We start from the raw sequence: 24,111 nt of genomic DNA, 5'->3' as shown, positions 1-24,111 counted from the left end.
ATGACCGGCTATCTTCTGAAGAACTGCGCAGCGGTTATCGTCGATGAGGGCAAGGGCCAGACGACCCGTCGCAACGTTGACGTCCTGACAAACGGTTCCGCCATTCAGGCAATTGGCGACAATCTTGGACAGGACGAACTTCCGGCCGGTACGATCGTTCAAGATGCAAGCGGTTGGTTCGTCTATCCCGGGCTCGTCAATACACACCACCACTTCTTTCAATGCTTTGTGCGCAACCGTGCGGATCTCGACTGGACGAAGCTGTCGGTCATCGAATGGCTTGATCGCATTTATCCGATCTTTTCGCGATTGAACGAGGATTGCTTTTATCACTCCTCAGTCACCGCCATGGCCGAGATGATCAAGCACGGGTGCACGACTGCTTTCGATCACCAGTACTGCTTCCCGAGGCATGCCGGCAAAAGATTGATCGACCGCCAGTTCGAGGCGGCCGATCTTCTGGGCATGCGCTTTCATGCCGGCCGCGGTGGCAACACACTTCCGAAATCCGAAGGCTCGACCATTCCCGACGCGATGCTCGAAACGACGGACGAGTTCATTGGTGATTGCGAGCGGCTGATCGACACCTATCACGATGCCCGACCTTTCAGCATGCGCCAGGTGGTGGTCGCGCCATGCCAGCCGGTAAACTGCTACCGTGAAACCTTCGTGGAATCCGTGGCTCTGGCACGTGATCGTGGTGTTCAGATGCATACCCATGTTGGGGAGGGTGAAAGCCGCGTGATCGAGGCCCGACATGGCATGCGCACCGTAGATTACTGTGCAGAGCTGGGTTTTGCGGGGCCTGACGCCTTTTACGCCCATTGCTGGGAACTGACCCAAGACGAACTGCGCAAGATGGCTGCGGACGGGACCGGCGTTTCCCATTGCCCGGAGCCCGTCTATCTGGTTGGCGCCGAAGTAACCGATATTCCCGCCATGGCAGCCTTTGGCCTTCGCGTCGGACTGGGCTGCGACGGCGCTGCCTCGAATGACAACTCAAACCTGATGCATTGCATCCACTCCGCCTACATGCTGCAGTGCCTGACCGCATCGACGCGCAACCACCCTGTCCCGCCTCCAGCTGATTTTCTGGGCTATGCGACGGCGGGCGGTGCGGCTTTGCTTGGTCGAAAGGACATAGGCAGGCTGGCGCCCGGCATGGCCGCCGACCTGTTTGCGATCGACACGCGGCGGATGGACTATGTCGGCACACGCCATGATCCGCTGAGCCTGATGGCCAAGGTCGGTGTCGGCATGCCGACGGACCTGACAATGATCAATGGCCGCATTGTATGGCAGAAAGGCGATTTCATCGGCCTCGATGAAAGCCGGATGTTCGCTGAGGCTGAAGCTGCACTTGCGACTGTCGAACTCTAAAATCACAAAGAAGGGGAACCAGCATGACAAACATTTCTCGAAGAACCCTGATGCAGGGCGTTGCAGCTGCCGGCCTGGCTGGCGCATTTGGTGGCCGCGCCGCATTTGCGGCCGACGGCCCGCTCGGGATCACACTCGTCGTACCCTCGCCCATCGGTGACGTTGGCTGGGGTCACGCGCTGGTTGCGGGTCTGGAACCGATCAAGGCAGCCTATGGCGACAAGGTGAAGGTGACGGTCGTCGAAAACATTCCCGAGGGTCCGGATGCTGACCGTATCATGACCAAGACGGTCGCCGACGGAAACAAGTTCCTGATCGCGGGCTCCTTTGGCTATCAAAACGGTGCCCTGCAGATTGCTCGCCGCAACCCTGATGTCACCGTGTTGCATGCATCGGGTTTCCAGGTGGCCCCGAACTTCTCGCCGTTTGCCGCCAAGTACTTCCAGGGGACGTATCTGCTTGGCATGGCGGCGGCCGCGCTGTCAAAGACCGGAAAGCTCGGTTCCGTGTCCGCCTTCGCGATCCCTGAACTGATTACCTCGATCAACGCATTCACGCTCGGTGCCCAGGCTGTGAACCCCAACATCGAAGTCTCGGTCGTCTGGGTAAACTCATGGTTTGATCCGGCCAAGGAACAGGAAGCGGCCAAGGCGCTGATTGCGCAAAAATGCGACGTGATCTTCTCCAATGCGCAGGATACGCCCTCCGTCATCTCCGCATGCGAGGAGGCCGGCGTCTTCGCATTCAACCTCAATTCGTCGATGAAGAAATACGCGCCGAAGACATACCTTGGCTGTGTGTCCACCGATTGGTCACCGTTCTTCAAGGCCTCCGTCGACGCCCATCTCGCCGGCACGTTCAAGGGTGCAAACACCTTCCTGGGTGTTGCAGACAAGGTCGTCGAGGTTGTTGACTGGCACCCGTCGATCCCCGCAGACACCATGACGAAGATCAAGGCCGCGGAGGCAAAGATTGCCGACGGAAGTCTCTCACCGTTTACCGGCCCGATCAGCAAGGCCGACGGCAGCGAGGGCGCGGCCGCTGGCAAGACCCTGACCGATGGAGAAATCGTGGCCATGGACTGGCACGTCAAGGGCGTGACCACGCCGCTGCCAAAGTAAGCCATGACCGCCCCGCTCCTGTCGCTTCGCGGCATCTCGAAGAGCTACGGCCAGGTCCATGCCAACCAGGCCGTTGATCTGGACGTGGCCCCGCAGTCGATCCATGCAATTCTCGGCGAAAACGGGGCGGGCAAATCGACGCTGATGAAAATGATCTACGGTGTCGAGCCACCAGACAGCGGGTCGGTCGCCTGGGAAGGCGAACCCTTGGCCCTTGCCTCCCCGGCGGAGGCACGGGCCAAGGGTATCGGCATGGTATTCCAGCATTTTTCGTTGTTTGAGACCCTGACTGTCGTTGAAAATATTCAACTCGTTGTCCCAGGCAAAAAAGCCGATCTCGTTAAACGAGTCCGCGCTCTCGGGCATGAATTCGGCCTTGAAGTCGATCCGCTTGCCCACGTGCATGCGCTTTCGGTCGGTGAACGTCAGCGAGTGGAGATCATCCGCTGCCTGATGGCCAATCCGAGGTTGCTGATCCTCGACGAGCCGACATCTGTTTTGCCGCCCCAGCTGGTTGAAAAGCTGTTCGAGACGTTGCGCCGGCTGCGGGACGGCGGTGTATCGATCCTCTTTATCTCGCATAAGCTCGAGGAAATCCGGGCTATCTGTGACAGGGCAACCATTTTGCGCGGCGGCCGCGTCACGGGACATATCGACCCGCGAGAACACGATGCCCATGACCTCGCCCGCATGATGATTGGCCGCGACATGCCCGAACCGATGGCCGCCGTACCGCACTCGGGCGGCGAGAAACGCCTTGAGATCATCGGCCTTCATCATCGGCCGGAAGATCCCTTTGCGGTGCCGCTTTCTGATATTGCGCTGACGGTGCGTTCTGGCGAGATCCTCGGGATCGCGGGCATTTCCGGCAACGGGCAGAGCGAACTTGCCTCGCTGATCTCAGGCGAGACCGTCCTCCCGAGAGACCAGCGCGACCGGATCTTCATGATGGGACGTGATGTGGGAAGGCTCGACGCAGCTCACCGACGCCAGCTTGGATTTGCATTCGTTCCGGAGGACCGGCTGGGACGGGGAGCAATTCCTGAAATGTCGCTCGTACTCAACGGGCTATTGACCGCCCACCCTTTGAACCTTCTTCGTCACGGCCTGATAGACGGGACAAGGGCGTCTGCCTTTACCGAGGATTGCATCCGCCAGTATGATGTGCGCACGCCTGGCCCTGACGCCGAAGCCGGCGCACTTTCGGGCGGCAATCTTCAGAAGTTCATCGTTGGCCGTGAGATCATGTTGGCGCCGAAGCTGCTCTTTGTCGCGCAGCCCACATGGGGTGTGGATGTTGGCGCGGCGTCCGCTATACGCGCCCGTCTTGTCGCATTGCGCAACGAAGGCATGGCCATTCTCGTCATTTCAGAAGAACTTGAGGAACTTTTCGAGCTCTGCGATTTCATCCAGGTATTGCACCACGGCGCATTGAGCCCGCCGCTTGTCACGAAGGAAACGCAACCCGAGGAAATCGGCCGCTACATGATTGGCGCGCAAGACGTTTCAAAGAAAGTCATCGCATGAATGCCTTGTCTGCCGCCTTTCTGCCTACGCTTGTCCGCCGGGAACGCGCTTCGTTTTCTGCGACGCTGGCTGCGCCATTCCTGGCGCTGGCGGTAGCGACCATTTTGAATGTCGCGCTCTACATGGCAATGGGCCGCAACCCGGTCGACGTCGTCTATGCAATGCTGCTTGAGCCGTTTCTGTCGTGGGCATCGTTTTCAGAAGTTCTTTTGAAAGCAGGGCCGCTACTGCTCATAGCGCAGGGTCTCGCGATCGGCTTCCGAGCCAAAGTGTTCAACATCGGTGCTGAAGGCCAGTTCATTCTCGGCGCCATTTTTGCCTCTGCAATTCCCGTGTGGTTTCCTCAGGCAACCGGTCAGTGGATTTGGCCCCTGATGCTTGTCCTTGGGACAGTCGGTGGCGCCCTTTGGGCTTCACTCACGGCGTTCTGGCGCGTCAGGCTGAATGCAAACGAAATCCTTGTTTCACTGATGCTGAGCCTCGTTGCATCACAGCTTTTGAATTACCTGCTGCTCGGCCCCTGGAAGGATCCGAACGGTTTCAACTTCCCGCAATCGGTCATGTTCCAGTACGACGCGATGGTGCCGCTCTTGATTTCGGGGACGCGCGTCAACGTCTCGTTGATCATTACAATCGTCCTGTCCTTTGCTGCCTGGATATTCATGCAGCGGAGCTTTGCCGGCTACAAGCTACAGGTTGGAGGCCTGGCGCCGCGTGCTGCAGCCTATGCCGGCTTCAAGGAAGGCTGGGCAATCTGGCTCTCGCTCCTGATCGGTGGATGTGCCGCGGGTCTTGCCGGAGCCGCTGAGGTCGCCGGGCCTCTGGGACAGTTGCAGCGGTCAATCTCCACCGGCTACGGCTACGCGGCCATCATCGTCGCCTATCTGGGCGGTCTGCATCCAATCGGCATCATCGCCTCATCATTGTTCATGGCGGCTCTCTATATTGGCGGCGACAATGCCATGGTATCAGCAAACCTGCCCATCGCGGCGGTCCGGGTTTTCCAGGGAAGTCTCCTTCTCGCTTACCTGGTTGCAATCGCCTTCGTCCGGTACCGTCTTGAGTGGCGTCGGATCGTCCACCGGAGCCAATCATGAATGCCATCGAGTTCATTCTTGCGGGCATGCTCGCAGCCGCAACCCCTTTTCTTCTTGCGGCACTTGGCGAGCTGGTCGTTGAGCGCGCAGGCGTTTTGAACCTTGGCGTGGAGGGTCTGATGGCCTTTGGCGCAGCCCTGGCCTTCATCATCGTCCATCATGGCGGGGGGCACTTTGCGGGGTTTGTCGTCGCGGGGCTTGGCAGCGCCGCCCTTTCCCTGGTCTTTGCACTGATTGCCCTTGGCTTCAGGGCCAACCAGGTGGCAACGGGCCTTGCGATCGGCATCCTTGGCCAGGGTCTGTCTGCACTGTTTGGCAAGTCCTACGAGAGCCTCACGGTCAAGGGCCTGCCCAAACTTTCCCTTCCGTTTCTGTCCGACATCCCGGTCGTCGGTGGGATCTTTGTTCAAGACGTTGTCGTCTGGCTGTCGCTCGCCGCAACGATCGGCATCTGGGCCTTTTTTGCCTTTTCGAAGGTTGGGCTCGTCGTGCGGGCAGTGGGTGAAAACCCCAAGGCCGCTCACGCCATAGGCTATCATGTGATTGCCGTTCGCGTGATTGCTGTAGCCTTCGGCGGCGCGATGGCAGGCTTTGCGGGCGCCTATGCTTCGGTGGTCTACACGCCGCTTTGGGCAGACGGGATGATCGCTGGTCGAGGTTGGATCGCCATTGCGCTTGTTGTCTTCGGCACATGGATGACTGGCCGCATCTTCCTCGGAGCGTGCCTGTTTGGCGCCGTTTCCCTGATGGGCCTTGCCGCACAGGCGACAGGGTTGAACGTGCCCTCGCAACTTCTTTCGAGCCTGCCCTACCTCGTTACCATCATCGTGCTTGGCATCATTTCGGCAGATCGTCGCCTGTTGAAGCTGAATGGGGTCGCCTCGCTCGGCGAGCCCATCGAACGCTGAGCGTTGCAAACGCAGCATCGAGCACGATCGAAGCTGGTGGGGGACGCGAGACTATGAGGGCTTCGCCGCCGGCTAACCAATCGCACCTGCCAAGAGTGCCGATGTTCTCAGGGCCATAAGCATCAAAGCGAGATCCCCTATGCGTAGTCTCGATCTGGCCAGCGGTCATGCCAGGAGAGGCTGACTAAGCGTCTCGCAGCAACATCTCTATCCCGAGAAGCGCAAGGGCGATCAAAAAGCAGCGCTTGAACGTCGACGCACTAACCGCCTTCCTTACGTACTGGCCGGCCCACATACCGATCAGAGCTGGAAGGACAGCAAGGCTCGACAGCGCTACTCCATCGAGCTGAAATGCATCTTGCAGAGCAAGCCCAGCGGCGAGCGCGATGGTGGAAATCGTGAAGGATAGACCGAGCGCCTGAACGAGATCATCCCGTTCAAAGCCAAGTGCCGGGACATACGGTACGGCCGGAATGACGAACACGCCGGTTGCGCCTGCGATGAGGCCTGTCGCCAACCCAATCATGGGCGAGAGCCAACACTCGTGTGTTTGGTTAATATGGTAAGGTTTGGCTGACAGCGTGTAGATCGCATATGCCGTAAGCGCGAGGCCGAGGAAGACGGTGCTCAGGCGGGTTTCGCCACCTGTCAGCACAGACGCACTGGCGAGTGTGCCGACAAAAACTCCGGCCAGCATCGGCCACCGACGAAGGACTGCGACAAAGTTCGGGCCCGCGATGAGTTGCCAGACATTCGTTGTGAACGAGGGGATGATGAGCAGCGATGCCGCTGTAACGGGCGACAACAATCCGCCCAGAATAGCCATGGCGACCGTCGGAAGGCCCATCCCTGTGATACCCTTTACGATACCGGCGACAAAAAATGTAGCTGCGACAGCGAGCAGCAAAGAGATCGAGACATCATTCATGTCTTCTCATTACGACTTCTGACATCGTCCACAATGCGGCAGTTCCGTTTCCAGCCTTCGCCTGGACCCAAGGCAACGAGGAGTGTAACCTTCGAGGATGCGCTTCGACTTTACCGATCTTCGCCTCTTTCTTGCTGTTGCTGACGCTGGCAGCATCACACACGGAGCGGCGGAGGTGAGCCTTTCGCTTGCCGCGGCGAGTGAGCGCCTGCGGGAAATGGAGGCAACCGGAGGCGTACGCCTGCTCGAACGAGGTCGTCGGGGCGTGACATTGACAGAGGCGGGCGAGGCGCTTTCCCACCACGCTCGTGAGATTCTAAATCAAGTAACGCTAATGCGTGGGGAAATGGGACGCTTCGCACAAGGCATACGCGCAAGTATTCGTGTAATCGCCAATACTGCGGCCATCGTCGAGGTTCTTCCAATCCGTCTATCGTCGTGGCTCGCTTCGCATCCCCAAGTCGATATTGATCTCCGGGAGCGCCAAAGCCATGAAATTGCCCGAAGCGTCTCTGCAGGTTTCGCCGATATCGGCGTATTGTCGGATGCAGCTGCCCACCAAGGTTTAATCCTTAAACCTTTCGCGGTGAGCAAACTCGTCGTCGTCTCAGCAAAGACACATTGGCTCGCGACTGAAAGGAAATCCCGTTCGCCCGGCTCGCCGAGCAATACTTTATAGGCCTGGAAGGCGGCGCATTACAGGACCATCTCGACACTCAAGCCGAGAGGCTGGGCGTAGTGCTCCGATACCGGATCCGCCTCCGCACGTTTGAATCCATATGTGCAGCAGCAAGCAACGGCGTCGGGGTCGCTATCGTGCCGGACACGGTGGCGCGGCAGTGCAAGCGGGCTTATAACTGCGGGATAACACCTTTAACCGACGCATGGGCGCGGCGAAATCTTTCCGTTTGCGTGACCTCTGGATTCGATCCCACTCCAATTGCTCGAGAGCTGTTCGACCACTTGGCAAATGCGTGACCTGATGCCAGCATTTGCCGAGGCAACGGCAGGCAAAACTCCAGCAGTAGGGCAAAGAGCTTTTTCTCGGGGAACTCCTTTGAGGCGGGGCTTTCTGTTGACGTATACGACTTCTGCGCTAGTTTGTCTCTTGCACCTGTTTTGGTGCGTCCTCTTAATTCCACCTAAACGGCCCCGCCAATTCGCGGGGTTTCTTTTTCGCCTTCGACGTAGGGACCCGTACATTTGCAGGGTATGGATTCCACGGTTCGTTCTGCTATCCCGGAAAAGAAGCAAGGAATTTAAGAAACATCACACACCTATCCGTGCCACCACTCAGCGAGTGGACGGCATTTGGTATTCTTCACCAGGCTCGGGTTTATCGGGACGAGCCGCGCCGACCCTGGTCCGTTATTCAATAATCAATGGCCGAAGCGTTGAAGCATCGACTGGAGCTGCAGATTTTCCTGGCGAAGGCGTATTGCCAAAAGTCGTTTCAGCCGCCTGTTCTCCTCCTCCAGGTCAGCGAGATCGTCGAATTGCGTTTCGATCTTCGCAAAGCGCGTGGCCAGAGTGCTCGCCTGTGGGACGCGATTTTTCTGGCGGGCGGCGCGTTGTTTGGGAGGAGGCGCGCTTTGATTTGGCGAAGTGACCTCAGATTCCATTGCCTCTGCCTTGGAATCCGAGCTGACTGTTACGCTGTCCTTTTGCTGAACCATCGGAGTCTCGAAAGCGGCGACCGGAACCTCGATCGTTGGATCGGTGCGACCTTCGCTCGGCACATCAATTGATCGCACTGGAACCGGAGCCGACTCGATCTGGCTTTCTTGGCCGGCGGGTATCGAAAGAGTACTCGGCTCAAAAAGGTTCGGTGTCTGCGAGGCCGTTTCACGAACGGCGGCCTCAAGATCCGTGCCGGCCCAAATGGAAGCCGGCTGTGTTTTCGATCGACGCCGCGCTGACTTGAACTCGACGACAAATTTCCGTTGCTGTGTTTTCATGGTGTCCTAAACTGTGCGAGCGACGCAATTCAGCTTGCGTCGAATCTCTTGAGCATCTCTCTAAGCTGAGCATTCTGCTGGCGCAACTTTTCAGCCAGTCTCGTCCTCAACTGCCCTATTTCGTCATCGAGCTCCCTCAACGGGTCAATGGGCGTTTCTCGGGGCGGCGAAATTGATCTCGCTCTTTGACCCTCCCCTGATACCACGGTCTTTCCGACAACTCCATCCGGGCCGTTTTCTTTGACATGGCGAATGCGTCGCGCGTTGGTTTTGCGTGCGTGTTGCCCACCGGAACCGCCTTCCCCAAACGATTCCTGAGCCCTCGCGCCCGGCGGAGGGACCTGAGCATTGCTCCGTTCTTCATCCGCGACAAATTCGACTGGCAGCTCCGATGATGGAGGATCAATGTCGCTTCTGGCCGCGTCCGGGCCCACGAGCGTGTCGTCGTTTCCTGGCGCCAGATCCTGCGTATCCGGTACCTTTGGCGATGCGGGAAAATGCTCTTCCTCGCCTTCAACCGCCTTTGCGTCGGCCTCGTCACCGAGTGAAGATACGCCTTCCGTTCGCCGTTGGCGCAACGTCAGTTTTGACAGGAATTTCCAAGGAGATTTCATCTTGCTTCAATCTTGAACGAGCTGCACCGCGAGGTTGCAGTAGCTTATTGGTCAGGCCCGGAACTGGGCCCGACCAAATCAGTCTTGGCAACATCCGTTGCCACGTCATGTCACACTGGGTTATCGCAACTGATCGAGTTTTTTAAACTCTCAGTTAAGACCAAGCCGTTTGCGAAGGTCAGCATTTTCCGCGCGTAGCTTTTCTGCAAGTGTCTTGCGCAACCGGCTGTTCTCTTCCTCGAGTTGGATAAGATCTGCCATATCATCCAGCGCCGAGACAGAAGCGGGAGCTGTTTTGGTCACTTGTTTTTGCGCTCCAGGTCTCCGGCCTTGCTTGACCGCGCCCTTCGCTTTCGCCGTGGCGGTCGCTGCTGCAGCAGCTGGCTTTTGCTCGCTCGCTGGCTCTTCCACCTTCTTGCGGCGACCTCGCGGGGATTTTACGACCGGCGCTGGCGCTACGTCGGCAGCAGCCTTCTGACGTCGTGGTCCCCGTGTTTTCTTCGGCGCCGGCGCGTCCGCCGAAGTAGTCGCTTCTGCGCCTTCGGTTATCGACGCGGTATTATTTTCGTCAGCCATGGTTTTCTCCCTCACTAGCTAAGGATTCTTTTCAACTGCGCGGGGGACAGAGTCAACATAAGGCCAATCCGCGGGATTGTGATTTTTACGCACTTCATTCAATTCAGTTCGTTGCACGTGCGACACCCCTATTCTGGTAGCTTGCTCAAGTCATGAGCGGTAAGCGAAGGTAGGCGCAAGGGAAATGGGAGCCAACCTGTAGGCCGTCGGCCGCGATGCACGAGAAACTAAATGTTGGCTGCGTTGATGGCTACTGAAAGGGCAACGCGCGATTTCTCTCCTGCCAATGCCCGGTCAACCGCGACGCACATCACTGCCCGAGCGCGTTCGGAATCTAACGGTACACCATGATCGTTACACCACTGGCGGACAACATCGCTCACTGTCTGAAGGTCGTCGTCATCCAAGGGGATCAAGTTGAGAAGTGGAGGCATGCCCGTGCTCTCCAGTTAGGCAAGAGCACCTATACTCTATCAACCGGTCTCTGCCGATAAAATAGGGACCGACACCTGGAATGATACTCTGATCTTGGAACAAGGCAATGCCGAGATCGGAAGTCAGACAATGTATAGGAAGGGGCGCAAGCTGACACTGTTGACCAGGGCGATGCCAAAATGAAGTTGACCGAGAATAGCCTTGCGATCCAACTCTATGTCGTGCTGGACAAACCGCCATCATACCGCCCGTATGGCGCCCTGGTCCGACATCGAACACATCTCGGGCGTCCCTTTTCGCTTCGGGGGCGAGGAAATGGCCGCTCGATCCGTCGTGAGGGCTGAATAAAGCTGGCGGGACCCTGCAATGCCCCACCAGCACGACGAGCATAGACTCTCTTCGGTCAAGCCTAGTTCCTTGCGAGAAGAACAACGTTCTCGTTCGACAAGGTTAAAGTCACAGGAGCGCCATTGATCCGAATGGTAACCTCTCCCTTTTCGTCGTCCACGGCAGTAATCTCACCAAACAGACTGACACGGTCTTTTATGGTGAAACTCCTGCTAGATGTGTCGGAACGCCACATCGAGTCGTCCCAGTAGAGGTCGAGTTCCGATATTCCAACGCTCGTGAGAAAGCTGGTCTTCAGGTTTTGCTCCAGCCACTCTGGCGAACAGCCAAGCGCGGTCGCGGCCGCGTTGACGTCAGAATAGTCGTTCTCTCCGCCCTCGCCCCAAGTGACCTTGACGGACTCGCCGCGCTCTGGATTTCGATAGATCCGAACGTTCTTCTGTCTCATGGTTCGACCTCCTATTGGCTGTGACTTAGCGTTGATGTGCGAGTTTTCTTCCGCGCTGATTGCGTTTTTGACTATCCCGGCTCAAAGATTGCGGATTGGCGATATATTGTAAAGGCACTCTAGCGAGCTCGCCGCTACTACGGGGTCGTAGTCTGGACTTTCCCAGCGACGCCTCTCTCGCAGCAGCGCTCGAGGTAAAGATTCAGCTCTTGAACGGTAGTCTTGGTCATTCCAGCAGGGAAACCTGCGACGATGCAGCTCGAATTCGGCCACGACACGGCTGGACCGCCCTGAAATGGGGTGTCATCGACTTCGCTCGTTTGAGGGAAAGCAACACAAGCTTCGAGACCTATCTGAAGCGCATAGCGGGGCCATTGCCTTTCGTCAAAAGATGAGGCGGGCTAGACAAGTGGCCTCGTCGCCGAATGCAATCAGACTGCAAGAAACTGGAAGAAGACACATACGACTACCTGGTTTTCTAGATTCTCTTCCGATCGCCGTGCGTCCTCCCCGGCCAACAGGATTGCGACACCGGCGGCGTGTTCATGCAGTTCTGAATCCTCCTCGATATTTGCGAGATATCGCATCGCCTTCATGCCTGGCTCCATTCACCGCCTGGTTGATGAGGATAGGAAGTTCGCTATGTTGGACAACCATTGGCGATGTGGCGCTATTGGATTGATAGATGTCGCAATTTGGACATCAAGCAATCAAATGAAAGGTATTGTAGTTATAACGATATAAAGCGCAAAAAAATCGCGCCGGGAACGAATCAAATGACACCGTCCGAGTACCGGGCGACGCTGGCTGTCATCGGATTGACGGCAAGCGTCGTGCAAGAGCTTTTCGATATAGATGAACTTACAAGCCGCCGATGGGCCACCGGCGACCTACCCGTTCCGCGCGCCGTCGCATTGAGTTTGTTGCTGATGACATCGTATGGCGTCTCCATCGGTGAGGCACGGATTCTTACAGGCTCCATACCCCTATTAAAGTCAGCTTGAGCCCCCTCCCCCGACCGCATCAAGTGGGTCATGTTAAACCTGTCCCATCCTTTTGCAGGATAGTACGGGTCGATAACGCAGTCAGCTGCGATGTCGCCGACGCGTGGCCGTCTTGCGGCGGACTGGCCGCGCGATCGGAAAGAGCGCGGGTTTCAGAAAAGACCGTGCAGGCTGTTTGACCAGTTCCGTTTTAAGAAGGTCTGGGGGCCCAAAGATATTGCCGGTCTGAAGCGGGCGAAGGGAAGCCGTTTGGGGCGGGGGCTTCCCTTCTTGTGCTTCCCAGCCGCTCAGCGATCAGGACAACCTAGAGATAGCCGCCGTGGGCGATGCACGCTAGTTGGACCAAAGTCCGAGCACGTCGGTCCAAAGTCCTAGGTGCCGGCGTCACACGTGCCCATTGCCGATGTGGAGTAGGGTGATGGAGCAAATGAAGACCGCTGCGCGCGACGACATCGTCGAAACCGTTCGATCGTTGGCAAGGACAGGCAGCCAGGCAGTGGCGATTGGCTGTGCCTGTTTTGCGTTGTAGGCAAGACTTGCGTCGCGGCATCGACCTTTGTCAAAAACCCATGGCTCTGGCCACAATCCAGGTGGGAACCCCGGCCGTTACGGCTGATGCCAGCAATATCGAGACTATCTTGATTGCATAAGCCCGAGCATCGTGCCGTTCGTATCTCATTGACCTACCTTCCAATCCCCGCTTGCGAATTGAACTACGGGTTGACGGACGCGTCGAGTCACGATTCTTCAACGTCGTTAATAGTCGGCGCCGCGCGACCCCGCGATTGCGCCCAATATATCGAGCAGATCATCCGTCAGCCCCTGGACCGTCGCTACGGCTAAACGCATGTCGACCAGCCGGCCAGCATTGTAATAAGACGCCATGTCATGAACGGGTGGCCGAAGCCATGCGAGACTGATATTTCTGTCACCACCTTGAGGGCCTGCTGAGCATTGATCGGTGGATGAGTGGCACCACATGCAAGGGTCTGCCATCTACGGTGCCGGATCGTGCAGGCACGGCGGATGCGAAAGGCGTTCACTTTCCCGATCTGCTACCCAGCGAGGGGTAGAACGTTATCAGCTAACTAAGTGACCAACCCTGCGGCAACCAGCATGCGGGCCTTCCGTTGGCTCTCGTCGGGAAACGGGACGATCGCGTGTTGTTAGGCCAGCATGTCTCCTTCGATCGCTGCGGCGACAAATAGCTCCCGGGCAAAATCGGGCGACTCTCTTCGACATAGCGCCTCGCTACAGGCGCGCATTGCGGCCAGGTAGTGCGAGCCGCGGTCAGCAGGCCATCGATATTTGAGATACTCAACTGCAGCCTCCGGCCCAAATATTGTTTCGCTGGAACCATTTCCAATTCGCACATGTATAGGCGCACTCCAGTATATGATGGAGTGCCTTCCCGCTTCATTTTTCATGACAATGGTCCTCCTGGAACCTGTTGCCTAAGCGCGAGACGATGAGAAACGTTCCATCACAAAATGGCGCATGCCAATGCTATGAAAGGCGCAAATAGAACCATAGCTGTTGCAGGCAAATTTGAGGCGCACATGGCCGTGGAGGATGTGAGGAAGGTCCTTCATCGAATCTGAAGCCGATCAGTCACCGGTGCCAATCCCAAATGCACAAATTCTGGAACCAACCCTCTGCGTTTATTGTTTCTTTCCCCAAAAAGGCCGAGGCCCCGGACTCGCGCTAATGCAGTGTCCAGAGCCCGCGGCTAGCGCAGCGTGTTCCTTGAGGAGAAGTCAGCCGTGTCAGAACTGCTTGGTCCGGCGTTGGTGCAGCGAGAGGTGGCTGATTCCAGTTTGGAGGAGCTCCACGCGGACGCCGCAAACTGTAGAAGATGTGATCTCTACAGCGGCGCCACTCAGATCGTCTTCGGGGAAGGTCCGAAAACCGCGGAAGTCGTATTCGTAGGAGAGCAGCCCGGCGACAAAGAGGATTTGGCCGGCCGGCCGTTCGTCGGCCCGGCGGGAAAGCTGCTTGATCGCTGCCTCGAGGAGGCCGGCATCGAGCGCAATCACTGTTATCTCACCAACGCGGTCAAGCACTTCAAGTTTGAACCTCGCGGCAAACGTCGTATTCATGCAAAGCCCAACAAGGGCGAGATCAAGGTGTGTGCATGGTGGCTTGCGGCGGAGCTACGCCTGGTACGGCCAAAATTGGTCGTGGCTTTGGGTGCCACGGCGGCCTATTCGCTCCTCGGGTCGCACGTCAAAGTCACCCGGGATCGAGGTTCTGTCTTGCGCCCCCCATCGGCCCGCCGGTTTTCATCACCATACACCCGTCCTCGCTCTTGCGAATATTCGATCAACCGACGGGCGGGCGAGCCGTAGCACGATTTGTAAATGAAATGCGACGTGTTCGCGCATTTCTCGAGCGTTAGCAGGTGGCCGAATTACAAAGTCCAAAGTCAAAACCGTTGGCTTTTGATGAAGATCGAAGCCGTCACCATGTTGCAACTATGCCCTCTCGAGTTTTGACAAAGCCATCGATTGCTCGGCGACGTCCGACGTCACGGCGTCGGGCCCAGGGGTAAGGTAGTACAGCGCGAAACGACTCTCCTTCGGACCGATACGGAGCATGCTGTTTTGACGTCGTTGATGATACCAAAACGCCGCTCTCGCTGGTTCCAATATGCCCGACTTTTGCGGGGGCCGTTGTTGAGCCTTTGCCGGCTCCAAACTTTTCGCGTCGATTAGAGTTCTACCTTCTGAACCAAGGAGGATCACATGTCACCCAACCATACTGTCCAGCAACAGCGGAAGATCCAGAAGGAAGTCGAACAGGCCGACAAGAAGGGAAAATCAAAGCCGTCCGGCGCTATGCAAGCAGGAGCCCGCCGCTATCCCGAGCCGCCATTTCCACAAGTTCATCAAGACAAGCCAGGCTCGGAAGCCGATCTTCCATTGGCGCCGATGTACGATGCGCCCTTCTACAAAGGATCGGAGAAGCTGATGGGCAAAGTCGCTCTGATTACCGGCGGATTCAGGCATCGGACGATCGGTTGCGGTTTTGTTTGCTCGCGAGGGTGCGGACATAGCTATCATCCATCTCGATGAAGCCAAAGATGCCGAAGAAACCAAGGCAGCCGTAGAGAGGGAAGACCGGACATGCCTCGTCATCCATGGTGATGTCAAAAATGCTAGCTTCTGCCAGACGGCGGTCGAGAAGACTGTCACGCGGTTCGGACATCTCGATATCCTCGTCAACAACGCTGCGTTCCAGTTGCATTCACAAGACATCGAAGACCTGAGCGATGAACACTTCGACGAGACGATGAAGACGAACCTTTACGGCTATTTCTTCATGGCGAAAGCCGCCGTCCCTTATCTCGTGAATGGTTCGGCGATCATCAATACAGGGTCGGTGACGGGGCTCGAAGGATCGAAGGAGTTGCTCGACTACTCAATGACAAAAGGCGGCATACATGCCTTCACCCGAGCACTCGCGGGCCAGCTTGTTCCCAAGGGGATCCGCGTGAACGCGGTCGCACCCGGGCCAGTCTGGACGCCGCTCAACCCTTCGGACAAGGAAGCGAAGGATGTGGAAACATTTGGATCGCAGACGCCGATGAAGCGGGCCGCACAGCCGGAAGAAATCGCTCCAGCATACGTCTTCCTCGCATCTTCGCAGATGTCGAGCTACATCACCGGCGAAATTCTGCCAATCGTTGGCGGATATTGAAACGGTGCGGGCGGGCGGGTTTGCACCACCCGACAGGCCTTCGACGATAACTCCTTTGTGCATTGGCATGGCTGCTGGCCGCCCCATGAGCATGGCCGGGCGCGGCGGTTATGAGTAGGCGTTTGTGTCGACTTCAACGGCCGCGATCAGCGTGACTTTCTAGGCAGCTCTCGGATCCGAGGAAATGGAGGCCTGGGATCTGCAGCGTAGCGCGATCGAGTGAGGGCCAGTTGTGACGAAGCGGGCTTCAAATCAGTCAAACGGCAGTCATCATGCTCTTCAACGCGCGAAAGCTGAGTCGAAAAGCGCGACGCTCAAGCTACTATTCCGCCCATTCCTCATCGGCCGTGAACGCGATGGTGAGCCAGCGGTTGGTGCTTTCATCGCCGATCGCATTCCCTATTTCGTCGCGCAGCGCATCCCAATCCTCCACCGTTTTCGGCGGAAGGCCCTTGGGAACGATGAAGTAGAGTTCGATCTGTGTCGCCCGACCGACACGAGCAACGTAGGCGCGATATGAAAGGAACTGGAGGCGACGCACGGTCTCGGAAGCGACGTTGTCCACGTGGTTCTTAAGTTCGACCGGCGCGATGAGAAGGATCTCGGTCAGGGCCTTCCAGATTGTACCGATTGGAAGCGGAATCATCACCAGGCAAACCAATGCGAGGACGACTGGGTCGACGTAGCTGGCGATCCACGCGACAGGAGTCGGCTGAACAGCCAGACCGATGAAAAACGCAATCAGCAGGGCAAGGGCAATTCCTCCCGACATGATCCAGGCCTTGACGTCGAGCGAAATGAAGTCCGACTTCAAGCGGCGGTTCAACCTGGCACCAATAACAGCCATGACAGCGCAGACGAGCACGGTCGCCGCCGTGTAGGTAATTGCCACGCCGTAAAGCAGTTCGTGCCCGCCATTGAGGATGCTGATGATCGCGTTAATCAGCGCGTATACAGCAACGGTCATCAGCAGGCTGCCGTTAAGCATCAAGACGATTGGCTCCAGATGCCAGAAGCCCATTGTAAAGCGGTTACGAACTCTTCCAGACAACACGTCGGTTTGCGCTGACTTCACGATCAGGCTCGACACCCAAAGCGCAAGGCCAGTCATCGCGGCGTCGCCCAGAGAATAGACACCGTCAAAGGCGATGGAGAACGAGCCCGACAGTATGCCAAAGGCCACTCCGAGTGCGGCGACAATCACCGTTGCCACGATAGAAATGCGTAGAAACTGCTGCTCGTTCAACATTCACATATCTCCGCAGAACCGATCCAACATATCGTTTTGGCATCGCTGGGACGAAAGTCTCACAAATTAAGTTGGCCGATGATATGGGCAGGGGCACGCCAGTCTGCGCGGCGCCCATGAGCCTTGCCACGACGACGGCGGTCACTATGAATGTCTCCAGGCTATTTCGCGCGATTTCCACCGCACTCGTCAAAGTTGCCTGCGTTCTGCTCCCGCGATCACTGCCCCCTCTCCATGTGTGCTCGACGCAACTGTGGCTGCCACGATGCAACCACAGCTTATCCATTTATGACAGGCTGTTGAGACGCGGCAGCAGAGAGCTGCATCCATGCGAACGATGCCGTTGTTAGCCTCAATTCTTTGATCCAACGGCTGGACAACCCTAGATATAGCATCTATTAATATAGCGGGAGGTCAAACGCTTTCGAGGTCCGTCATGGATACTACAAGTGCGCTTGATGAAACCACTCCCGAAATCTCCGATGCCTACCTGCAATTACTTTTCTCCGCTATGGAGCGCGACGGGTATTGCTGCATACCGGATTTCCTGGCGCCCTCCAGTTTGATGACGATGCAGCAGTTCGTTGCATCATCCGTGCGCGACTCCCGGAACGAATATGTGGCTTTCAAAGGCAGCGAAGCCGTCAAGGGTTCCGGACTTGATCAACTGGCCAAATCCACGCGCTTCCAGTCGATCTTTTCGAGGCTTTATGTGGCGAGCCGCAACAAACCGGCTCCTGCTGTCGAATTCTATCAATTGCTTAGATGCCTGACCGGCAATGGAATGATGCAACATTCTCTCAACTTCCACTACGACTCCTACCTCGTCACAGCGTTACTTCCCATAGTCATACCCACCGTCGGCCTGGCCGGCGATCTCCTCCTTCTCCCGAATACCAGACCCGTCCGGGAAACCTATGCAGGAAATCTCGTCGATAAAATAATGGTCGACAAGATCCGGCAACGATCACTGAGAACCCGAGCTGCGAAGGATCCAACGTCATTCACGAGGATCAAAATGGTTCCTGGAAATCTCTACCTATTTTGGGGCTACCGAAGTATCCACGCAAACGAACCGTGCGATCCCGGCACCGTGCGCGCGACGGCTCTCTACCACTATTTCGATCCCCACGCCGATAGCAGGTTGAAGGCGCGGCTCAGGCATTGACGCAATACGGCAACGAGGTTGTGGCTTGCCGCCACGCGTTAGGGCCGGCGTTTTCCGCCGGCTCGTGACGGGATCTCAAGAAGACGAACGATTTGGTTTCCCCGGCCGCGGCTGAGGTGGCCACGAACCCTACTGCGATCCAAATGAAATGGCTGACAGAGGGCTGTTCCTGCACAAAGCTTATTCGAAAACCCCGAACAGACCATTCCCAGGGCTCAGCTGGCGATCGTTCATATGGCCGTTTGCAGCAGAGTTCCGATTAAAATCCGATCGATTGCCAGTGCCGATATGATCGGTGTCAAACTATGCCCAGGCGTAACCTCATACCATCCCGCGAATGATTGTGACCGCCTCCCCCGACGTCAGCATAATTCCAACAAACGTCCATCAACGTTCCACGAACCTTGCCAGGGCGACTCCATCAAATCCCCAGGCATTCGGATATCGCTCAACACAGCCTCGATGGTCATATTTGTTTCGAGTTCCCACAACGCCTCTGTAGCGTTTCGCACTTCGATTACAGTCATCGCCGCATCCTCAAGCTCGGCACGCAGCGCCATTCGCACCGGTAGCTCGTCGTCCACGACGAGGATTGCAATCGCGTTCGAATTTGACGTTCGCACCCCACACCTGACGCGTTGGAGCTTTCACGAGCACGATTCGATGACCGGGCGAAGGGTTCGCTGATTTAGCGCCCGGATGTCTGGCTGCGAGCAGCACAGGCCAGGGCAAGGCGCTGGTATTGGGCCTTGACGTCCTCGTCAGTCGCAAGACGGTACGATGCGCGCCTAACTTCGACGAGAACACTCCTTGCACTGGAGATTTCAATTGATGAAGAGCTGGCCGAGCTCAGGATGGACGCTGCAATTAGCGCCATTTCATCAATACTCTTCGGGCAGCTCGGGTCATTGGCATCCATCAGCTTTCTCCTTCATGATCACTGCGATTGAACTTGCATGTCTTCAGGCTGATCAATCGACGATTTTCTTGTCCCGGCCGGGCGTTGCTCGTCACGCCCGCCTTGGCTGCCTGGGCTCGAGGCCTTACCTTGCCGTCCGACTGTTCTTGAAAGAGCTATCGAGGGACGTTCCACAATCGCGAACAGCACCGTTGCGGCAATAACGCTAAGCGTCGGGGCAATGATAAGGAAGTAACCATCCCCGATGGCGCCTCCCGTCAATCGCAGGACCGCCAGCGAAACAGGCATGTGAACGAGGTACAGTGAATAGGATATTTTTCCGAGAAACTGGATCGGCGCCAACTCCAGCCCTTGCTGCAACGGCGCGATGCGCAAAATGCAAAATATCGCACAAGCCGCCGCCAGACTTAGAAGTAGGTCGCTATGGGTGATAATGCCTCCAAGCCAGAAGGCGAGGAATGCCATCACCATCAATAGTGTAAAGCGCCGAGCTCCGTTTGGAGCACAATTCCCTTCGCCTTGATGCAGGCAATGGCAGATCACGCATCCTAGAAGAAACGACCCCAGATAGTGGAACGTTGCCAGCAGCGAACCAAACAGTGTCTCGCCATAGAAAACCGGGTTTGGTAACCCGAACATGGACAGTGAGATCGAGGAAGAAGCATAGAGGGCGATAAGCAGTATAATATTGCTGTAAAGCGAATATCGTTTGAGCGAATACATGAACAAGGGAATGAAGAGCCCGGCGCGCATTTCGTAAACGAGGCTCCACAAGGGAGGATCCAAGTCGGTGTCCATTCGACTGACCCCGATCAACAAGACGTGTCGGGCCAACCGCTCGCCGTTAATCGGAAGCTTCCACAAATCGACAAAAGCGCCCGAGAGCATGTCGACAGAAAGGTCCGGCGTCATCAACCGAAGGATTGTTGCGGTAGCGACGACGGCTGCTACACACGGCACCAGACGCGCCAGCCGGCTCAACTGAAACCGCCAGTATGAAGTGTTCTTTCCCGAGGTGTAGCGAATGCCGAGAGCAAACCCACTGAGGACAAAAAAGAAGATGACGCTCAGGTGACCGAGCGTAAGGAAAGCCTTCAGAGCGTTCAGCTGCAGCGACGACGGCTCAGGGTGGCGATATGCCCTGGATAGGCAATGGCACAGGACCACCGCAAAGGCGGCAACGCCGCGTGCACCATCGAGGGCATGATATCGCGGTGTTTTCGTTGTCATGACAATTTCCCCTGATGGATCTCACGCCGATAGCTTGCCTTCGATCAAGGCGCCTGCCCGGGCAGCAGCCCCTTTCACATTGTCCTGTTGAGTGCTTCCAGCACCTTCGGCCCAAATCTCTGCTCGCCCGCGACGCTCCAGTGGTCGGCATCGATGAAGTAGACATTCTGGCAGTCGACAAGATCGTGCCGCGCGTTGAAATTCAGCGCGTTGATAGTCGACAAGTAGGACAGTTGCCTTTTACGAGCCAACGCGTTCACTGTCTGATCAAGGTGCGTATATGACGGTATCACAAAGGAATTGGGCAGGTCAGTTGCGCCGTTGCAGCCGTTTGCAACAAGCTGGTTATGTGTGACATGCGGATCTATCCACGGACCCAACCACACCACATTTGCGTGGTTCGCAAGCTTGCCGAGATACGCCAGCGTCTGGTCGATACGAGATTGGCTAACCGGAAATTGTCGGTCGGTGTAGCGTTGGAACATGTCCCGACTACCGATGGCGCCGTCCGGGGCATCGAGAAGATAGAACCCCGCCTGCATGTAAATGATCTTATCGATTGAAGCAGCGTTCGTTGCGACGAAGTCCAATAGTTCATCATAGAAGCATTGAGGGTTGGATTCGACAGCGCGGCAAAAACCCTTGTTTATTCCGATGAAAAACGGCCGGCCCGATAGCGGCGCGATCGCGTCGAAAAGGTTGCCTGCATGCGAATCGCCGACAATGATGGTCGCGGCGCCATGCTCCTTTGCACAATCAGCAAATTGTCGACGGAAGGTCTCGTTCAGTTCACCCGTGCGAAATACACACTCAGCGAACTTGTTGCGGTCTGCTACTTTGTCGATACGACCGCGCTCTTCCAGCAGATTTCGATAGACCACCGCCTGCTGCGGCGAAAGCCGTGCTAGCGTCCAGGAGGGGAAGCCTGCGTTCAGGTGCGCCACTACGCCAAATGAAATCAAAACAAGGCTGCCACATGCGGCTGAAGCAAAGACCGTGCGTGACCGATAGCGGACCCGTCGGAATGGTTGCTCCACAAGCTTCCAGGATATCGATGCCAACACAAAGCTCAACGCGATCAAGGCCACCATCTCGAAGCGAGACGGTTCAGCGATGCGGGCATATCGGTACAGTGCGAAGATGGGCTGGTGCACAAGATAGAGACTGTAGCTTATCAAGCCGATGGCGACCGGAACCGGCGAACCGAGCATCCTGCCGATCAGATTGGAGGGCTGTGCAAAATGCAGGACCAATAAGGCTCCGCAAACCGGAAGCAACGCCCATCGCCCCGGAAACGGGGTCTCAAGATCGAGACCGACGATCGCATAGGCAATCAGCAGAAGACCGACGATCGCAGCTATCGACGCGATACGTCCAGCCGGGCGCGATCGTCCATTTTCATAAAGTGCAAGGAGCGCACCTACCGACAGTTCCCATGCCCGGAAGGGTAAAAGGAAGAACGCGCTTGCTGGAGATCGCAGCGAGGCAACGTCGGCTGCTGCAAAACTTATGAGGGTTAGGACCGCAATAACTGCGAATTGGCTGCGTCGGCCCCGGTAAGCAAGAACGGAAAGAAGCAGCGGAAAGAGAACGTAGAACTGCTCTTCAACCGCGAGTGACCAGGTATGCAGCAGCGGCTTGAATTCTGCATTTGGCGCAAAGTAATTGGTTTCATGCCAGAACAAGACGTTGGACATGAAGGTAAGCGTTGCAATGACACTTTGCCCGAAGTCCTTTAGGTCATCGGCATATAGGACGAACGCGGCGGCAATCGCCGTGACGACGATCGTGGCAAGAAGTGCGGGATAAATGCGCCGGATACGACGATCATAGAAGCCGACAACCGAAAAGCTGCCTTGCTCGATCTCGTTCAGCAAAATGCCGGTGATAAGGTATCCGCTGATGACGAAGAAGATATCAACACCGACATACCCCCCGCTGAAGGGATAGATCGCGGCATGAAAGAAGAGAACGGGAACAACGGCGATTGCTCTCAACCCGTCAATTTCCGCACGATAGTTCATCGGATGACCTCTGGTTCACGGTCGAGTTCGCCGCGTGCTTCCAGATACCAGTCGACGAAAGCCCTCACACCGACATTGAGTGTCGTCTCCGGCTTGTAGCCTGTCAAAGCCACCAGCAGATCGGGGCTCGCAAAGGTGCGTGGCACATCGCCCTTCTGCATCGGCAGCATCTTGCGCTTTGCCGGCTGGCCGAGGGCCTTTTCGACCGTCTCGACGAAGGTCATCAGGTTCTCCGGCTGGCCGCCGCCGATATTGACGACGCGGAATGGCGCCTGATGCGAGAGCGTCTCTACCCGTTCGTCGGCTACGCGGTTGGCCTCCGACGGGGCGACGGACGACAGGCGGACGATCGCCTCCACGAGGTCATCGATATAGGTGAAGTCGCGGCTCATCCGGCCTTCGCCGTAGATCTCGATCGGTTGATCCTCCAGCATGTTCTTGACGAACTTGAAGAGGGCCATGTCGGGACGGCCCCAGGGGCCGTAGACGGTGAAGAAACGGAAGGCGGTTGTCGGGATCTTGTGGAGATGCGCGTAGCTGTGCGCCATCAGTTCCATTGACTTCTTCGTCGCCGCATAAAAGGTCAGCGGCTCGTCGGCCCGGTCTGTCTCACGGAAGGGAATGGACGGATTGGCGCCGTAGATCGACGATGTCGAGGCCAGCATGAGATGGTTGACGCCAACATCCTTGGCGATATCGAGGATGTTCCAGGAGCCTTCGAGGTTCGACGTGAGATAGGCTTTCGGGTTTTCCAGGCTGTAGCGGACGCCGGCCTGTGCTGCGAGATGCACCATCACATCAGGCGCCGCGCTGGCCACGGCCTCTTCCAGGGCTTTGCGATCTTCGAGCATCGCTGTCACCGGGCGGAAGGCCGGAAACTGCGCCAGCGCCGCATTGCGCATGTGCTTGAGCTTGATGTTGTAGTAGTGCGTCATGCCGTCGAAGCCGACGACTTCGTGGCCATCCTGCAGCAAGCGGCGGGCAAGATGAAAGCCGATGAAGCCAGCAGTGCCGGTGATGAAATAGCGCATCTCTACTTCTTCTCGTTCTTCTTTCCGATGGCGAAATAGCTGAAGCCATGCTTGGTGACTTCGGCGACGGGATAGATGTTGCGCAGGTCAACGATGGTCGGGGTCTTCACCAGCGACTTCATCCGCTTGAGATCAAGCGCTCGGAACTCGTCCCATTCCGTGACGATGACGATGGCATCCGCGCCTTCTGCAATCTCGTACGGGTCGCGGCCGTAGGTGATGGGGCCGATAACCTCCTTCGCCATTTCCATGCCTTCTGGATCATAGGCNTGAACGTTGGCGCCGCCATCCAGCAAGGCCTGGATGATGGTGATCGATGGCGCGTCGCGCATGTCGTCGGTGTTCGGCTTGAAGGTCAGGCCGAGGACTGCAATCTTCTTGCCGCGGACATTGCCGTCGCAGGCGGCGATGACCTTGCGGCCCATGGCGCGCTTGCGGTTGTCGTTG

18 protein-coding genes and 3 pseudogenes are annotated in these 24,111 nt (G+C 57.0%); 10 read left to right on the top strand and 11 right to left on the bottom strand.

Annotated features, from left to right (window positions below):
* Genes RHIBUN_RS0126955 through RHIBUN_RS0126935 form a run of 5 tightly spaced genes read left to right on the top strand, consistent with a single transcriptional unit; the run spans position 1 to position 6,033 of the window.
* Positions 1–1,380: an amidohydrolase gene (locus RHIBUN_RS0126955; RefSeq protein WP_025661948.1), complete on the top strand. Its 1,380-nt coding sequence runs from the start codon at positions 1–3 to the stop codon at positions 1,378–1,380.
* A 23-nt stretch (positions 1,381–1,403) separates the two neighbouring features.
* A complete protein-coding gene (locus RHIBUN_RS0126950; RefSeq protein ID WP_025661947.1) occupies positions 1,404–2,501 on the top strand; it encodes a BMP family ABC transporter substrate-binding protein in 1,098 nt (365 codons plus the stop codon).
* Positions 2,502–2,504: 3 nt separating this feature from the next.
* The gene (locus RHIBUN_RS0126945; RefSeq protein ID WP_025661946.1) at positions 2,505–4,028 is read left to right on the top strand and encodes an ABC transporter ATP-binding protein; all 1,524 of its coding nucleotides are present in this window, start codon (positions 2,505–2,507) and stop codon (positions 4,026–4,028) included.
* Positions 4,025–5,125 (top strand): ABC transporter permease, encoded by a 1,101-nt coding sequence (locus RHIBUN_RS0126940; RefSeq protein WP_025661945.1) that lies wholly within the window; start codon positions 4,025–4,027, stop codon positions 5,123–5,125. Before RHIBUN_RS0126945 ends, RHIBUN_RS0126940 begins: the two co-directional genes overlap by 4 nt.
* On the top strand, positions 5,122–6,033 hold the full coding sequence (locus RHIBUN_RS0126935) for an ABC transporter permease (RefSeq protein WP_025661944.1): 912 nt from the start codon (positions 5,122–5,124) through the stop codon (positions 6,031–6,033). The genes RHIBUN_RS0126940 and RHIBUN_RS0126935 overlap by 4 nt, the downstream gene beginning before the upstream one ends.
* Positions 6,034–6,217: 184 nt before the next feature.
* On the opposite strand, the gene RHIBUN_RS0126930 is transcribed toward RHIBUN_RS0126935, so the two are convergent.
* A complete protein-coding gene (locus RHIBUN_RS0126930) occupies positions 6,218–6,961 on the bottom strand; it encodes a sulfite exporter TauE/SafE family protein (protein ID WP_025661943.1) in 744 nt (247 codons plus the stop codon).
* A gap of 97 nt (positions 6,962–7,058) precedes the next feature.
* Between RHIBUN_RS0126930 and RHIBUN_RS34075 the strand changes: the two are divergent.
* Positions 7,059–7,939, top strand: a pseudogene (locus RHIBUN_RS34075) (LysR family transcriptional regulator).
* A 1,744-nt stretch (positions 7,940–9,683) separates the two neighbouring features.
* Here the strand turns inward: RHIBUN_RS34075 and RHIBUN_RS0126910 are convergent.
* The 3 genes from RHIBUN_RS0126910 to RHIBUN_RS36550 form a co-directional block, all read right to left on the bottom strand.
* Complete coding sequence (locus RHIBUN_RS0126910; RefSeq protein WP_025661940.1) at positions 9,684–10,109, bottom strand: hypothetical protein; 426 nt, start codon at positions 10,107–10,109, stop codon at positions 9,684–9,686.
* An 844-nt stretch (positions 10,110–10,953) separates the two neighbouring features.
* The gene (locus tag RHIBUN_RS0126900) at positions 10,954–11,340 is read right to left on the bottom strand and encodes a hypothetical protein (protein ID WP_025661938.1); all 387 of its coding nucleotides are present in this window, start codon (positions 11,338–11,340) and stop codon (positions 10,954–10,956) included.
* A gap of 431 nt (positions 11,341–11,771) precedes the next feature.
* Positions 11,772–11,936: a hypothetical protein gene (locus RHIBUN_RS36550; protein WP_156932760.1), complete on the bottom strand. Its 165-nt coding sequence runs from the start codon at positions 11,934–11,936 to the stop codon at positions 11,772–11,774.
* A 99-nt stretch (positions 11,937–12,035) separates the two neighbouring features.
* Between RHIBUN_RS36550 and RHIBUN_RS0126890 the strand changes: the two genes are divergently transcribed.
* The 3 genes and pseudogenes from RHIBUN_RS0126890 to RHIBUN_RS34070 all read left to right on the top strand — a co-directional run bounded on the left by RHIBUN_RS0126890 (position 12,036) and on the right by RHIBUN_RS34070 (position 16,043).
* Entirely contained in the window at positions 12,036–12,344 is a 309-nt protein-coding gene (locus RHIBUN_RS0126890; RefSeq protein WP_245271728.1) for a hypothetical protein, read from the top strand.
* A 1,787-nt stretch (positions 12,345–14,131) separates the two neighbouring features.
* Positions 14,132–14,742, top strand: a pseudogene (locus RHIBUN_RS35780) (UdgX family uracil-DNA binding protein).
* Between the two features lie 346 nt (positions 14,743–15,088).
* Positions 15,089–16,043, top strand: a pseudogene (locus tag RHIBUN_RS34070) (SDR family oxidoreductase).
* Between the two features lie 322 nt (positions 16,044–16,365).
* Here the strand turns inward: RHIBUN_RS34070 and RHIBUN_RS0126860 are convergent.
* A complete protein-coding gene (locus tag RHIBUN_RS0126860; protein WP_025661934.1) occupies positions 16,366–17,292 on the bottom strand; it encodes a cation transporter in 927 nt (308 codons plus the stop codon).
* A gap of 436 nt (positions 17,293–17,728) precedes the next feature.
* Here RHIBUN_RS0126860 and RHIBUN_RS0126855 point away from each other — a divergent pair, with 436 nt between their 5' ends.
* Positions 17,729–18,460, top strand: a complete 732-nt coding sequence (locus RHIBUN_RS0126855; RefSeq protein WP_025661933.1) for a hypothetical protein — start codon at positions 17,729–17,731, stop codon at positions 18,458–18,460.
* Positions 18,461–18,822: 362 nt separating this feature from the next.
* Here the strand turns inward: RHIBUN_RS0126855 and RHIBUN_RS34065 are convergent, their stop codons facing one another.
* The 6 genes from RHIBUN_RS34065 to RHIBUN_RS0126825 all read right to left on the bottom strand — a co-directional run.
* Positions 18,823–19,044, bottom strand: coding sequence for a hypothetical protein (locus RHIBUN_RS34065; RefSeq protein WP_280949581.1), 222 nt, complete (start codon positions 19,042–19,044; stop codon positions 18,823–18,825).
* Positions 19,045–19,148: 104 nt separating this feature from the next.
* Positions 19,149–19,379: a hypothetical protein gene (locus tag RHIBUN_RS0126845; protein ID WP_025661932.1), complete on the bottom strand. Its 231-nt coding sequence runs from the start codon at positions 19,377–19,379 to the stop codon at positions 19,149–19,151.
* An 18-nt stretch (positions 19,380–19,397) separates the two neighbouring features.
* Complete coding sequence (locus RHIBUN_RS0126840; RefSeq protein WP_025661931.1) at positions 19,398–20,609, bottom strand: acyltransferase; 1,212 nt, start codon at positions 20,607–20,609, stop codon at positions 19,398–19,400.
* A gap of 74 nt (positions 20,610–20,683) precedes the next feature.
* Positions 20,684–22,633: an acyltransferase family protein gene (locus RHIBUN_RS35775; protein ID WP_025661930.1), complete on the bottom strand. Its 1,950-nt coding sequence runs from the start codon at positions 22,631–22,633 to the stop codon at positions 20,684–20,686.
* Positions 22,630–23,664 (bottom strand): NAD-dependent epimerase/dehydratase family protein, encoded by a 1,035-nt coding sequence (locus RHIBUN_RS0126830; protein WP_025661929.1) that lies wholly within the window; start codon positions 23,662–23,664, stop codon positions 22,630–22,632. The genes RHIBUN_RS35775 and RHIBUN_RS0126830 overlap by 4 nt, the downstream gene beginning before the upstream one ends.
* Positions 23,665–23,666: 2 nt before the next feature.
* The coding region (locus RHIBUN_RS0126825) for a UDP binding domain-containing protein (RefSeq protein WP_025660006.1) at positions 23,667–24,111 on the bottom strand (445 nt) is incomplete at its 5' end.

Origin of the sequence: Rhizobium sp. IBUN (genome assembly GCF_000510625.1) — a bacterium.
GTDB lineage: Bacteria > Pseudomonadota > Alphaproteobacteria > Rhizobiales > Rhizobiaceae > Rhizobium > Rhizobium altiplani.
Note: the sequence above shows the minus strand (reverse complement) of the source record. Positions and strands in the feature narration are given on the sequence as shown.